Genomic DNA, 13,899 nt, shown 5'->3' with positions numbered 1-13,899 from the left:
AAATATGGATAACCTACCAAACGAGCAAATCACATCCGAGCCGCTTAATCCTAAAAATAATGTGCCGAACCAACTATCCGAGTTACCGGAAAAAGGAATCAACCCTTTTGTGTTAATGTTCATCGTCATCGTAATTGTGACGATATTAACCTACATATTGCCTGCTGGCCAATATGAGAGGATTGAACAAGATGGTCGAAGTGTCGTCGATCCAACGTCCTTTGAATTTATCGATTCAACACCAGTAGGGCTATTGCAAATGTTCAGCAGCATTCACGCTGGAATGATCGAAGGGTCATCGATCATCTTGTTTGTCTTTTTATTTGGAGGGGCACTTGGAATCATGCAGGCAACAGGGGCACTTGATTCATTCATCAAATTCGTGGCGGTCCGATTCGGGACAAAAGAAAAATTGCTTATTCCGTTGATGGTATTGATTTTCGCATCATTAGGGACATTGATAGGTTCAGCTGAAGATGCGCTCGTCTATATCGCGATCATCGTTCCGATGACGATTGCCTTGGGCTTCGACGCCCTCACGGGGTTTGCGATCGTCATCCTAGGAACCTTGGCAACGGGATTTATTTCCGGAATCACCAATCCATTCAATGTTGGGGTCGCCCAAAGCATTGCGGAACTGCCCATGTATTCGGGAATGGGGTTGAGAATTGCAATCCTTGCTGTGTTTTACGTCATCACCGTTTTATATATATATTTTCATGCCATGAAAGTGAAACGAAATCCTGAATTAGGTGAATACGGTAAATTCAGGCGTGAAGATCATACGATGGTTGATGAAGACTTCAAGATGAGTATACGACATTCCATGGCTTTATTCGTCTTATTGCTGAATTTCATACTATTAATCTATGGTGTCATTAAACTAGGCTGGTATATAAGCGAAATTGGCGGGTTGTTCTTATTGAGCGCGATCATCATGGGAATGATCGGGGGCTTATCAGCATCCAAGATGGCCAATGGCTTTATCTCAGGAGCGGGCGATATGGTTTCGGGGGCATTGATTATAGGGGTTGCGCAGACGATCTTGGTCATCATTACAAGCGGCGGCCTGCTGGATACGATTTTATATTATGCGGCAGGAATGGTCGAGCATCTACCGCCCGCCATCAATGCACTTGGAATGTTCATTGTGCAAATGTTCCTTAACTTCATCGTTCCGTCCGGTAGCGGCCAAGCAGCATTGACGATGCCGATTATGGCGCCGTTGGCGGATATAATGGGAGTGACAAGACAAACTGCCGTATTGGCTTTCCAATTGGGGGACGGGATATCGAATATGATATTCCCAACGTCTGGAGTGCTTTTGGCCGGTCTTGCCGTAGCGGGAATCTCATTTACGAAATGGGTGAAATGGGTGCTTCCTTTCCTTATCATCCAGATTGCCGTGGCGATAATTTTTTTAATCATTGCCCAAAGCATTCAATATGGTCCTTTTTAAATAATATCAGAATTTTCCAAATTAATAATCAAGGAGGCCTTTTATGTTGAAGCATGTACAGGAGACGATGGTTGATGAGGTGATTTCGTGGAGACGCCATTTTCACGAAAACCCTGAACTCTCGTACGAGGAGCACGAGACTTCAGAATATATCTACACGATATTGAGCGCCCTTTCAGGATTAGAAGTGACTAGGCCGACCAAGACAAGCGTCATGGCGGTTCTCAAAGGAGACAAGGCTGCGGCGCAAAAACAGAATATCATCGCATTTCGTGCAGATATTGATGCTCTTCCGATCGAAGAGGAAACAGAATTGGAATGTAAATCAAGAAATCCTGGCGTCATGCATGCATGCGGACATGATGCGCATGCAGCGATGTTATTGGGTGCGGCCAAAATCCTTTCTGAAAAAAAAGCAGCCATCAATGGGGAAATCAGGTTCATTTTCCAGCACGCCGAAGAGGTTTTGCCAGGGGGAGCTCAAGAGTTGGTGAAAAAAGGGGTCATGGAAGGAGTCGATTTTGCATTTGCCCTTCATGTTACTCCTTATGAAAGAACAGGGACGATATGTTTAAGGGACGGAGTGTTCTGTGCAGCAGCAGATGACTTTGAAATCAAGATCATTGGTCAGGGCGGACATGCTTCGACCCCTGAATTGACGATCGACCCGCTAATGATCGGTGCAGAAATGACAACCAATATTCAAAACATCGTCTCCAGAAAGATTTCCGCCCTTAGGGCACCCGTCATTTCAATCACTCAGTTTCATGCTGGAAGTGCGCTCAATGTCATTCCGGAATATGCTGAAATCGGCGGTACGATTCGCTCCTTACACTCCGATAGCCGAGTGAAGGCTAGGGAGTACTTGGAGCAAATCGTCAAAGGTGTTACCGAGGCTCATGGAGCAAGATACGAATTAACTTGGCATTTAGGTTATCCAGCCGTAGTGAATGATAAGGCTGCCGTTGATATTTCGCGAACGGTCATGGGAGAGATTTTTGAAGAAAAACAGATCATTGTGGTCGATGATCCGATGTTTGGAACGGAAGATTTTTCGGCGTTTTCAGAAATCGTTCCAGCTTCCATGCAGTTCCTTGGGGTTCATAGTGATGAGTTGGGAAAAGCTTACCCTTTACACCATCCTAAATTTAAAATCGACGAAAGGGCCTTGGAGTATGGTGTAAGATATTTTGTCGGGATTGCCGATAAATTGTGCGGTCAGCAGCCATCCATTAAAGGAAGCATGGCGGGTGAGCCAAAAACGGGTAACATGGCCGAATGAATCGCGGCTGTCCGGAATTCACTCCGGATTAAAATTTTAGATAGCCGGGAGAAGATAGTTAATTGATAAGATAAGGACGTGGAAATTATGGGGAATGGACTGGAGAAAGATGATCAACTGCAGCGCTCAATGAAGCGGCGCCATTTATTCATGCTTTCGCTTGGCGGCGTAATCGGTACGGGCCTTTTTCTGAATGCAGGCTATACCATTAATCAAGCAGGTGCAGGAGGGGCTTTGATTGGTTATTTAGCGGGCGGTATCATTTTATATATGGTCATGGTCTGTCTTGGAGAACTGGCGGTTCATATGCCGGTTACTGGTTCCTTCCAAAAATACGCGGCTGAATATATTGGGCCATCCGCCGGATTTTCACTTGGTTGGATGTATTTCGTCGGCTCGGCTGCAACTGCGGGTGTTGAATTTACAGCAGCAGGAATCTTAATGAAGCACTGGTTTCCCCACGTTCCCACCTGGATATGGTGTGCGGTGTTCATTCTGCTTTTATTCTCCTTGAATGCCTTGACGACCAGAGGGTTCGCAGAGGCTGAATATTGGTTCTCCGGAATAAAAATCATTGCCGTAATCTTGTTCATCTTAATAGGAATCGCTGGCATCTTTGGTTTCGTCTCTTTATCGGATCGTCCGACCCCATTCTTTGAGAATCTTGCTCCTTCCGGTCTTTTTCCAGCAGGGGGGATAACGATTATCTTTGTTACCATGATGAATGTCATATTCTCATATCAAGGCTCGGAACTGATCGGAATCGCAGCGGGGGAGAGTGAAAAACCGGAAGAGAACATCCCTAAGGCAATTCGCAATGTCCTTTTTAGAATCATCGTCTTTTACCTTGCATCCATCATCATCCTTTCAGCGATATTCCCTTCGTCGGAATTGGGCTTATTGGAAAGTCCATTTGTTACCTTGATGAAGATAGCGGGGGTACCTTATGCAGCAGGCATCATGAACTTCATCATTTTGACAGCGATACTTTCCGTCGGGAATTCGTGTCTATATGCCTCAACACGATTGCTTTGGGCGATGGCCCATGATGGAATGGCACCAAAGGTTTTCGGTTTATTATCCAAAAGGAAAGTGCCTTTGAATGCCCTTTTATTCACCATAATCTTTTCACTATTATCGTTATTGACCAGTTTCATGGCTGCTGATACGGTGTTCGTTTTGCTCATGTCGATTGCGGGCATTTCCGTTACGATCTCCTGGATGGGGATTGCCTTATCACAATATATGTTCCGCAGGAAATTTATAAAAGCCGGCGGGAAAACGGAGGAGTTACAATACAAAGTGCCTTTTTATCCTTTTGTCCCTTTGTTTTGCTTAGGCTTTTGTTTAATGGTATTAGTATTCCTTGCTTTTGATCCGACTCAACGGGTTGGCTTGTTCTACGGAATCGGATTTTTGGCAGCCTGCCTTTTATTCTATAAGTTCAAATTGGCCAAGAAGATTCCGTCAACGATGCAAATGGAAAATGGTAATGAGAAATTGATGTAGTCATGAGAAATGACTCGTTCGCAGAAATGGCGAACGGGTCATTTTTTCATATTAAAGGTTCTTTTGCCGTACTCACAGGGTACTGTCAGAACAAAATAAAATAGATTGACAATTATATAGAAGCCCTTTAAGATTAAATAAATACTACTTATTAGAATAAACAGATAAATAGTATTTATTTTCTCCCTATAAATTCAAAGGAGGCTGGTAATGGGTAAGTTGATTCTTTCGTCATAAAGAAAAGGCAAACGATTACTGGATTTTCGTGAGATATGACTCCCATTCTCATTTAAGACCCGTTACCATGTATACTGTTGGTAAAGGTATAAGAAAGGGAGGCAATGCAGGCAATGCAAAATAGAAGTGAAGAATTGGTCCATGAGCTTGGACGGAAAATCGTGAACGGAGAATACCTTCCTGGCGAAATATTGCCAAAGGCTGAAGTATTGAGTGAAATGCATGGAGTCAGTCGAACTGTGGTCCGTGAAGCCCTTAAGGGGTTGGCTACCCGTAAACTTATAAGGTCCAATCAAAGGTCAGGAACGAGTGTATTGCCAAGGGCCATGTGGCAGTGGTGGGATATTGATGTATTGACCTGGATCATTGAAGATGAAAACAATAGTGACTTTATCCTTCATTTGACCGATGTTCGGCTGGGGCTTGAACCAATGGCAGCAGCCTTGGCAGCTAAAAGGGCAACGGACCAAGATCATGTCAAGATCAAGGCATGCTTCGAAAAGCTTGAGCAATCTGTCGGGGACGAGAGAGCCTGGGCAAAGGCTGATTTTGAATTCCATCAAAGCATATTACACGCGTCTTATAACGACTTAATGATCGGCACCATCCAGTCCCTGCATAAAGCGCTCATAATAAGCCGTGAAAAAACGTTTCATGCGGTGAAGGAATATGCAGATCCGACCTTCGATTCTCCAACAAAGGAAGTGTTGGATCGGCATCGGGCAATATATGAGGCCGTGCTTGCACGTGATGAAGACCTGGCACGTCAAAAAATGACAGACCTGATCTTACGTGTCAAGCGGTTGCTGGAAGAGATATATGTATCATGAAGTTCTCCATGATACATGCTAATCATCATTTTTCTAAAAGAGAGGAGTAATGGAGTTGGGTATACAAGTTGTTAGATTCGAAAAAGAAAATAAAGCAAGCTGGGGGGTTGTTGCTGGGGACAAAATCCTCGTCCTTAATGAAGCATATGGCACCCTGGCCGAATTTCTCGAGAAAGGGGCCGAGAAGGCTCGTGGGATAATGAAGCAAGGAACAGCCGATTCTGTTTCATTAAAGGAAGTGAATATCTTGAGTCCGGTTACGAAACCGGCGAGGATCGTTTGCCAAGGGGCGAACTATTCCACACATCGTGCCGAGGCAGGGCTTGAAACGGGACGTCCGCCCTTTAATATGATTTTTAGTAAAGCGGACAGTTCCCTTTGTGGGGCCTACACAGAAATCGTTCGTCCTGCGCACGTGAAATTGCTGGATTATGAAATAGAGCTTGGTCTTGTGATCGGTACGGATATTACAGCGCCAGCCCATGTTACCGATAAGAACCTTCATCGATATGTGGCAGGTTTAGTCATTGTGGATGATGTCTCAGCAAGGGATATCCAGCTTCCCGAAGGTCAATGGTTAAAAGGGAAAAGCTATCGGACATTTGGCCCCACAGGTCCTTACCTTTACCTGCTTGATGAAGAAGAAATCCCGTTAATCCATGATTTAGAGGTGAATCTTTGGGTGAATGACGAATTACGTCAGTCTGCTAATACGAATCAATTATTATTTAAGCCAGCAGAAACATTAACGGAGCTAAGTGAAATCATGGACTTATCAAAAGGAGACTTGATCATTACTGGAACAACAGGCGGGGTCGCTCTAAATCTTTCAGCAGAAATCATGGGTAAAGTATCCAGTCTGGCGGTCCCTGGGCAAGAGAAACTGGATTTGCTCGTTGAGAATCAAAAAACAAGCGCAAAATACCTTCGGGATGGCGATGTAATTCGTTGTACAATCAAAAGCCAGGATGGGAAGATAGACCTTGGCGAACAGATTAATACAGTCATTCCAAGTCAAGTTGCTAGTCTCCTAAATTCTTAAGTGGATGTAAAAGGTTGGGATCGTGCATGTACCTTGTTTTGAGGTCAATCCCAGCTTTATTCCTCGCTTAAGTTATACAGCTCGATTTATTTGTATGCGCTTACAATCCGGATTTACGATATTGGTATGAATGATGGAAGGGGATGTTTTATGAAAAATGAGATTTTCGATGTAGCGATCGTCGGTTATGGTCCAGCAGGGAAATTGTTAGCAGCCTTGCTTGGCCAAAAAGGCTGGAAAGTGGGTGTGTATGAACGATTTCCAGAGGCCTTTTCATTACCTAGAGCCGTACATTATGATCATGAAGTAGCGAGGATCCTTCAAACGGTAATCCCTACGATTGATATCGAAACGATTTCCGAAAGAGTTCAAGATATGTACGAGTGGTGTAATGCGGATCATCAAGCCCTTTTGAAATTGGATTGGTCGGAGTTTGGCATCTCTGGATGGCCGCGGGATATGTTTTTCAATCAACCTGAACTGGAACGAAAAATGGATATATCGTGCAAAAGCCTATCTACAGTAAGCATCAATCTTGGATATGAGGCAGTCGGACTTTCTGAATATCAGGATAGGGTGGATTTGATCGTCAAAGATTTTCAGGGTGTACAAACAAAAGTAACAGCTCGGTATGTTGTAGGATGTGATGGATCCAATAGTTTCGTTCGTAAACAGATGGACCATACGTTCACCGATCTGGGATTTCAATCCGACTGGCTCGTGGTGGATATCATCCCAAAAGAAGAACGGGAGTGGAAACCTAGCAATCTGCAATTATGTGACCCAGCACGACCAACAACCGTGGTTTCTGGAGGACCAGGAAGGAGGCGTTGGGAATTCATGGTTCTTCCTGATGAAACAAAGGAAGAGCTTAATCATGAAGAAGTCGCTTGGCGTTTACTGGAACCGTGGAATATTTCAGCTGATAATGCGATTTTGGAGCGGCATGCCGTTTATACATTTCGGGCAATGTGGGTGGACGACTGGCGAAAAGGAAGGCTTATGTTAGCAGGCGATGCTGCTCACTTGACTCCACCGTTCATGGGGCAGGGACTATGCTCAGGGCTTCGTGATTCGAAGAATTTGGCTTGGAAGCTAGATCTTGTTTTACGCGGCGTAGCTGATGAAGCCATCCTGGATACGTATACCACAGAAAGAAAACCTCATACACAAGCGGTTATTGAAGCCGCTCTATTTTTAGGCAGAATGATTTGTGTAACCGATCCAGAAGCTGCGAAGGAAAGGGACGAAGCCTTTTTAACTGGAAAGGCACCGGAATTTCCAGAATTCCCGAACATGACGGACGGAATTCTTTATAAAAACGATGAAGCAGTCAGTGAATCGCATGCAGGTCGGTTGTCGTTGCAAAGTGAAGTGACCTACAAAGGCGTGACAAGCCTGTTGGACGATGCAGTTGGACAGGGATGGAAGATTTTAAGTTTCCTTGACGATGCAAGCAGGTTTTTAGGGAGTGGGCAGATAGAGTTTATGGAGCAACTGGGAACAAGATTCATAACCATTATTCCGAATCAAGAAATAAGCAGGGATGCTGTAGTGGATATAAAGGGGAAGTACGCACAGTTTTTTGATGAAACCGGATTCAAAGCGGTCATTGTCCGTCCGGACTTTTATATATTTGGTGCTGTTTCGTCATTCGATCGGCTGCCTATTTTGATCGATGATCTTTCGAGACAAATAAAGCTGAATAGGAAGACAGACAACACTAGATACATCACTCAATAAGAGAGTAAAGGGTGTGTCATCACCCCGCATGTATCTAGTCAAGATTTGTTGATTGGTTATTGCCTGTGGGAGGCAGGACCAATCATATCCGTGAATTAAGTATAGCATAACTATCGATCTATTATTAATGAATTAGCTGAATATTGGAAATGCGACTTATAAGTTTATTCATATAGCAAATGATAATGGAGGAATGAATGATGACCAAAATAAAAGTTTTTCGGTTAGCATATGCAGATTTCATGACGAAAAATCCAGAAGATATGATTAATTATTATACAAATGTAATGGGTTACCGGGTCACGGAAAAGACAGCAGGCATTACATATTTAAGTAACGGTCTCGATCATCATAATATTATCATCACACCAGCTGAAAAAACGGCCATTCGCAGCTATGGATATCAATTGGATGGCAAGCTGAGCTTGGAGGAAGTACAGGAACAATTACAATTACAGGGCATCGCATCAAAACTGAGAAAAGGAAAGCCTGGAATTGCCACGCTCATTGAATTAAATGATCCTGCTGGAAATATCATTGAATTATTTACGGACATGGAACACTCAGCTGTTGGCTATGGGTCTTCGGGTATCGTTCCCCTGAAACTTGGACATATCGCTTTTTATGCGGACAATCACAAGGAAGTGGTTCAATTTTACCAAGAATCATTAGGCTTCTGGTTTACAGATCAAATTGGTGAAGACTTTTGCAACTTCTTAACATGCAATTCGGATCATCATGTATTGAATATTGTTGCATCCAACGAGACCAGAATGCATCATATTGCCTTCCAGCTGAAAGATGCTAGTCATCAATGCAACAGTTCAGATGTATTGGCGAAACATGGCCGCCCGATACTTTGGGGACCTTCGCGCCATACGGCTGGCCATAACATTGCTTCATACCACCATGATCCAGATGGGAATATCATCGAGCTTTACACGGATCTTGATGTATTCATCCCTGAACTTGGTATGTTTGAGCCGCGTCCATGGCATAAATATTTACCGCTTAAGCCGAGAGTTTGGGAAGGTTTGAGTTCATGGGGAACTGAATTCGAAGTGGATTTGGCAAAAGTTTAAGAGTATAGGGCGAGCGGTGATCGATCGTTAAAGCGGCAACAGAATGGGGCAGTCTTTTTCTCTACCTCTGATCATGAATTGGGCTTTTCATTTTCCAGATGCTTCTTCTCAGTGATCTAATGGATTAGGAGGGGCAGGAGGAGAAATCCATGAATACCTGAAGTTCAATTTAAAGTATGTTATGTAGGAGCCAATTGGAGGGTTGGCTCCTCTTGTTTTCAAGCATCAGGTAATGAACACAAGCTGCAGACATCCGGAAAGCTGAGACTGATATGGTGTAGGCGGTTATCACCTGGCCTATTTCAAATGCAACAGTAGCGGATTCGCATTAAAAATTCCCCTAAGATTCAGTTCCAAGGGGAATTTTTAAGAATGTAAGCTTCTTAATCAATATCCTGTTAAAGGGGGGAAGGTGATGTTCCCCAGGATGACATCCTTTTTTGCACCTGTAGCGCAGGGGACATTACTTGGTTTGCCATGAAACGTCTCGTTTGCAAGCAAAGCAAATGCTACGGCTTCTTTTGCTTCAGATGAGTATCCGAGTTCTTCCTGCGTGAGGACGGTTATGGAATCTCCAAGCAATGAGCGGATCATTTCAATTAACGTGTTATTGTAGCTGCCGCCCCCGCCGATGATCACTTCTTCTATGTCGGTTTTCGGCAGGATGAATGCTCGATAGTTGTCGACGATGGACTTGGCGGTAAACATCGTTACCGTCGCTAAGATGTCTTCGCCCGGAAGCGTGTTGAATTTCCTTAATAGGGTTTCAACATATTGTTTGCCGAACAACTCCCTGCCTGTCGACTTTGGTGGCTGGCTCATAATATAGGGGTGGCTAAGGCAATAAGCTAATAGCTCTTCATTCATTTGCCCCTGCTTCGCCATTTTCCCGCCTTCATCATATTTCCTATGAAATAACTGGCGGCATACCTCATCAATGATCATATTGCCTGGACCGGTATCGAAGGCATACATGTCTTCGAGGGTGGCTTGCTTGGGCAGCACCGTCACATTTCCGATTCCCCCGATATTTTGAAGCAATCTCCCCTTCGTTTCACTTCTGTAAAGAACATATTCGGTATAAGGTACGAGCGGGGCACCCTGACCGCCAGCGGCCATGTCCATGGTGCGGAAATTGGATATGACTGGTGTATTCGTATCGTAAGCTATCACGGCTGGTTCCCCAATTTGAAGGGTTGACGGAACCAGGTTCTTTTCCTGCAAAGGCTGATGATAGATCGTTTGTCCATGGCTTCCTATTAGATCCAGGTGCTCCGGGGGAAGTCCGGCTTTCTTGCAAACTTCCTTGGTTGCCTCTGAAAATAATTTTCCTAACTTGAAATTCAAACTGCAAATCAATTGCACATTGGATGTATCAACGGATAAAGACTGAACGATTTCTTCTTCCACGGCTTTCGGAAAGGGGTAGGTGATGAATTCGATCATTTCAATTTCCGTCTTCAGGCCGCTATCATTCACACGAACAAGTGCCGCATCGATGCCATCCAATGAGGTTCCGGACATTAATCCTACTATGTACATTTTCATGCCACCCATCTTTGCTAGTTTTATCATAACAAGGAATGTTATCTTACCTTTATTTTAATCTGCTTGGTTTGTTTGCTTTCATTGTGGGTACGGTCCAAGGCAGTCACTACATAAGTGTAAGTATTTCCTTTTTCGACGGTACGGTCGTGGAACGATTGATCATCCTTTTCTTTGTGGACTGTAGCCAGTAAGTTCGTTGAATCCTCAAGATTTCCTTCATGCTTCCCATCAAAACGATAAATGGCATAATAAGATGCATCTGAATGCTTGTGGTCGCGAATCTTGAATTGGATTTCGGCCCCCTTCTGCTTTGCCTTGCCAACCTGAGGAGCTTTTGGCGCTTCATTATCTATCCAAGGCATCGATGGAACCAAGGCAGGATGGCGGTAAATGTCTTCACGTAAACGGTCTGCTATCCCGAGGGGGTTATTCCGTAAATCTTTTGCACTGAAATGCATGCTGCCATCGAACTCTTTAAAAGATCGATTTAATTTTATCTGGTTTGGCAGTTCTTCCGGATCAAACCAGTTTTGCACGCCGTTGGACTCCGTATTGATTTTGTAATCTGCCTGTCCAATATAGAGCTGGACATTTTTACCTTTGACTTCTTTTGTCCACCAATCAAGAAGCTTCGCATAGTCGGCTACGGGCAATCCTATGTTCCAATATAATTGAGGCGCAATGTAATCGATGTAGCCATTATTGATCCATGTTCGTGTATCCGCATATAAATCATCATAATTGGTTTGTCCGGCAGCGGTGTCCGAGCCTGTTGGATCAACCGCTTTGTTACGCCAGACGCCAAATGGACTGATACCAAACTTCACATAAGATTTTTCCGCCTTGATTTGTTCATTGATATGTTTAACTAGATTGTTAACATTGTCCCTGCGCCAATCTTCTACATTCGAAAATTCAGCTGCGCCATACCTTTGATAGGAGTCATCATCTGGAAAAGGTATGCCGGCAATCTTATAAGGGTAGAAATAATCATCCATGTGAACCGCGTCGATATCATACTTCTTAACAACTTCCATAATACCGTCAATCACGAACTGCTGTACTTCAGGGATGCCTGGATCAAAGTACAATTGCTGTCCGTAGGGGATGACCCAATTTGAATGCTTTCTGGCAGGATGGGATTCCGGTAGTTTATCAAGGTCAGAGAGTTCTGCCGTTTTTCCTAAAGGCATGGTGATTCGATAAGGATTGAACCAAGCGTGAAATTCCATATTCCGTTTGTGGGCTTCCTCAATCATGAATGCAAGGGGATCGTACCCTGGATCCTTTCCTTGAACACCTGTTAAATATTGTGACCAAAGTCCATAGCGGGAAGGATAAAAAGCATCGGCTGTCGGTTTGATCTGCATGACGACAGCATTCATCCCCATCGCTTTTTGCTCATCCAAATACTTGATGAATTCTTCTTTCTGAGCCGTAACTGTCAATCCGGGCTTCGATGGCCAGTCGATGTTTAGCACGCTTGCAATCCAGGTCGCACGCAGTTCCTGCTTAACATGGGCCGTTTTGGGAGATGGCGAGTGAGCATCTGCACCTGCCATCAAGTCAGCGGGAAGGAGAAGCGATCCCCCCACTAAAGCAGTCAGTGCCAATGAACCTAGTTTTCTTTTTGTCATTCTTCCATTCATCAATCGTACAACCTCTTTTCAGCTAGTAATTTTTATATGATTATTTGTAAGCGTTAACAAATAATGAATATACCTATTCACTTAAAAAATGAAAGGGAATGCCTGAAAATATTAAAAGTATGCAGAAATTCATAAAAATATAGAGGTATTATGCTTATTTTAAAATTAATTTTCAAAAATGTATATACGATATTGAAATTAATTTTTAGTAATGTTATATTCTTTTTAGAGATTCAACAGCATCACTACAGAAATAAAAAGGATGATAGGCATGCTAGAGCATTTAACGACAGAACGTCGTAACGAAAAGACCATGAGTTTGGATGAAATGAAAACGATTGAATTTTTAGAAGTGATGAACGAGGAAGACATGAAAGTTGCACAATGCGTTAAGAAGGAATTGCCGCAAATTTCAAAAGCCGTGGATATGATCGTTGCAGCAATGAATGCGAAGGGCAGATTGATCTATATGGGTGCCGGAACGAGTGGACGCATCGGTTTATTGGACGCCGTGGAATGTCCCCCTACCTTCAACACTGACCCCGGGGAAGTGGTGGGTCTTATAGCAGGAGGAGAAAAGGCTTTCATCAAAGCGGTTGAAGGTGCTGAAGACAGCTTTGATTTGGGACCCGAGGATTTAAAGAAAATCGATTTAACAAGCAAAGACGTTGTTGTCGGCATTGCCGCAAGCGGGCGAACGCCATATGTCATTGCCGGCCTTGAATATGCCAATCAAGTTGGCGCAGGCACGGTATCGATAAGCTGTAATAAAGGTTCAGAGATAGGGAAAATCGCCAAAGTTGCCATCGAAGTCGTGAACGGGCCTGAAGTTCTGACTGGTTCTACACGATTGAAAGCGGGCACATCCCAGAAACTAGTGTGCAACATGCTTTCCACAGCTTCAATGGTGGGCATCGGGAAAGTCTATGGGAATTTAATGGTGGATTTACAGTTGACTAACGAAAAGCTGGTCGAACGGGCAAAACGGATCATCATGGATGCCACCGACTGCAGTTATGATGTGGCAGATGAATATTTAGCAAAGGCACATTCACAGCCTAAAATTGCCATCGTGATGATTTTAACGAATGTTTCATATGAAGAAGCGACAAACCGTTTGGAAATCGGAAAAGGTTTCATAAGAAAAACGATTTAAGCTTTTTATAAAAAAAAATGGGAGGAATTAATAATGAAGGTATTATTCGTATGTTCAGGTGGAATGTCAAGCGCAATCGTTGTAAGCGCTTTAAAAAAGGAAGGCGAAAAACAAGGTATGAACATTGAAGTGTTAGCAGTGGGCTCTCAAGAATTCGATTCAGAGGTCCGGAACGGCTGGGATGTTGCCATGGTGGCACCTCAGGTCAAGCATCGTTTTGACGGCTTCAAGGCATCCGCCGATGATGCGGGAGTGCCATGTGAAGCGATACCTGCCCAAGCTTACAGCCCGCTTGGCGGTCCTAAGCTTTTAAAGCTAGTAACAGAACTAGTAAAATAATGAATCACCAAAAAGCTTCTTAT

At 43.8% G+C, this 13,899-nt stretch carries 11 protein-coding genes; 9 read left to right on the top strand and 2 right to left on the bottom strand.

Annotated features, from left to right (window positions below; translation table 11 throughout):
- Nucleotides 1–4 precede the first annotated feature (4 nt).
- The 7 genes from MHI53_RS14380 to MHI53_RS14350 all read left to right on the top strand — a co-directional run bounded on the left by MHI53_RS14380 (nucleotide 5) and on the right by MHI53_RS14350 (nucleotide 9,184).
- A complete protein-coding gene (locus tag MHI53_RS14380; protein ID WP_340371601.1) occupies nucleotides 5–1,459 on the top strand; it encodes a C4-dicarboxylate ABC transporter permease in 1,455 nt (484 codons plus the stop codon).
- Between the two features lie 43 nt (nucleotides 1,460–1,502).
- Nucleotides 1,503–2,741 (top strand): amidohydrolase, encoded by a 1,239-nt coding sequence (locus tag MHI53_RS14375; RefSeq protein WP_061144194.1) that lies wholly within the window; start codon nucleotides 1,503–1,505, stop codon nucleotides 2,739–2,741.
- Nucleotides 2,742–2,828: 87 nt separating this feature from the next.
- Nucleotides 2,829–4,250 carry an amino acid permease gene (locus MHI53_RS14370; protein WP_061144193.1) on the top strand — a complete coding sequence of 474 codons (1,422 nt, stop codon included), beginning with the start codon at nucleotides 2,829–2,831 and terminating at the stop codon, nucleotides 4,248–4,250.
- 350 nt (nucleotides 4,251–4,600) lie between these two features.
- Nucleotides 4,601–5,317 carry a FadR/GntR family transcriptional regulator gene (locus MHI53_RS14365; protein WP_061144192.1) on the top strand — a complete coding sequence of 239 codons (717 nt, stop codon included), beginning with the start codon at nucleotides 4,601–4,603 and terminating at the stop codon, nucleotides 5,315–5,317.
- 55 nt (nucleotides 5,318–5,372) lie between these two features.
- On the top strand, nucleotides 5,373–6,359 hold the full coding sequence (locus MHI53_RS14360) for a fumarylacetoacetate hydrolase family protein (protein ID WP_340371600.1): 987 nt from the start codon (nucleotides 5,373–5,375) through the stop codon (nucleotides 6,357–6,359).
- Nucleotides 6,360–6,509: 150 nt separating this feature from the next.
- Nucleotides 6,510–8,102 (top strand): bifunctional 3-(3-hydroxy-phenyl)propionate/3-hydroxycinnamic acid hydroxylase, encoded by a 1,593-nt coding sequence (locus MHI53_RS14355; RefSeq protein ID WP_340371599.1) that lies wholly within the window; start codon nucleotides 6,510–6,512, stop codon nucleotides 8,100–8,102.
- Nucleotides 8,103–8,302: 200 nt separating this feature from the next.
- Complete coding sequence (locus MHI53_RS14350; protein WP_061144189.1) at nucleotides 8,303–9,184, top strand: VOC family protein; 882 nt, start codon at nucleotides 8,303–8,305, stop codon at nucleotides 9,182–9,184.
- 387 nt (nucleotides 9,185–9,571) lie between these two features.
- On the opposite strand, the gene anmK is transcribed toward MHI53_RS14350, so the two are convergent.
- Together anmK and MHI53_RS14340 are read right to left on the bottom strand one after the other, a co-directional pair.
- On the bottom strand, nucleotides 9,572–10,726 hold the full coding sequence (gene anmK / locus MHI53_RS14345; protein ID WP_340371598.1) for an anhydro-N-acetylmuramic acid kinase AnmK: 1,155 nt from the start codon (nucleotides 10,724–10,726) through the stop codon (nucleotides 9,572–9,574).
- 44 nt (nucleotides 10,727–10,770) lie between these two features.
- On the bottom strand, nucleotides 10,771–12,294 hold the full coding sequence (locus tag MHI53_RS14340; protein WP_340373689.1) for a family 10 glycosylhydrolase: 1,524 nt from the start codon (nucleotides 12,292–12,294) through the stop codon (nucleotides 10,771–10,773).
- A gap of 349 nt (nucleotides 12,295–12,643) precedes the next feature.
- On the opposite strand from MHI53_RS14340, the gene murQ reads away from it, so the two are divergent.
- Together murQ and MHI53_RS14330 are read left to right on the top strand one after the other, a co-directional pair.
- Nucleotides 12,644–13,537, top strand: a complete 894-nt coding sequence (gene murQ, locus MHI53_RS14335; protein WP_269800034.1) for an N-acetylmuramic acid 6-phosphate etherase — start codon at nucleotides 12,644–12,646, stop codon at nucleotides 13,535–13,537.
- Nucleotides 13,538–13,570: 33 nt separating this feature from the next.
- Nucleotides 13,571–13,876 carry a PTS sugar transporter subunit IIB gene (locus MHI53_RS14330; RefSeq protein WP_061144186.1) on the top strand — a complete coding sequence of 102 codons (306 nt, stop codon included), beginning with the start codon at nucleotides 13,571–13,573 and terminating at the stop codon, nucleotides 13,874–13,876.
- Nucleotides 13,877–13,899: the final 23 nt, after the last annotated feature.

The sequence above is a fragment of the Peribacillus sp. FSL E2-0218 genome (assembly GCF_037992945.1).
GTDB lineage: Bacteria > Bacillota > Bacilli > Bacillales > DSM-1321 > Peribacillus > Peribacillus simplex_B.
This window is presented reverse-complemented; position numbering and strand designations above follow the sequence as displayed.

Coding starts and splice junctions, on each gene's coding strand:
- MHI53_RS14350 (WP_061144189.1), top strand. CDS start 8,303: ATGACCAAAATAAAAGTTTTTCGGTTAGCATATGCAGATTTCATGACG.
- MHI53_RS14355 (WP_340371599.1), top strand. CDS start 6,510: ATGAAAAATGAGATTTTCGATGTAGCGATCGTCGGTTATGGTCCAGCA.
- MHI53_RS14330 (WP_061144186.1), top strand. CDS start 13,571: ATGAAGGTATTATTCGTATGTTCAGGTGGAATGTCAAGCGCAATCGTT.
- MHI53_RS14375 (WP_061144194.1), top strand. CDS start 1,503: ATGTTGAAGCATGTACAGGAGACGATGGTTGATGAGGTGATTTCGTGG.
- anmK (WP_340371598.1), bottom strand. CDS start 10,726: ATGTACATAGTAGGATTAATGTCCGGAACCTCATTGGATGGCATCGAT.
- MHI53_RS14370 (WP_061144193.1), top strand. CDS start 2,829: ATGGGGAATGGACTGGAGAAAGATGATCAACTGCAGCGCTCAATGAAG.
- MHI53_RS14340 (WP_340373689.1), bottom strand. CDS start 12,294: ATGGCAGGTGCAGATGCTCACTCGCCATCTCCCAAAACGGCCCATGTT.
- murQ (WP_269800034.1), top strand. CDS start 12,644: ATGATAGGCATGCTAGAGCATTTAACGACAGAACGTCGTAACGAAAAG.
- MHI53_RS14365 (WP_061144192.1), top strand. CDS start 4,601: ATGCAAAATAGAAGTGAAGAATTGGTCCATGAGCTTGGACGGAAAATC.
- MHI53_RS14380 (WP_340371601.1), top strand. CDS start 5: ATGGATAACCTACCAAACGAGCAAATCACATCCGAGCCGCTTAATCCT.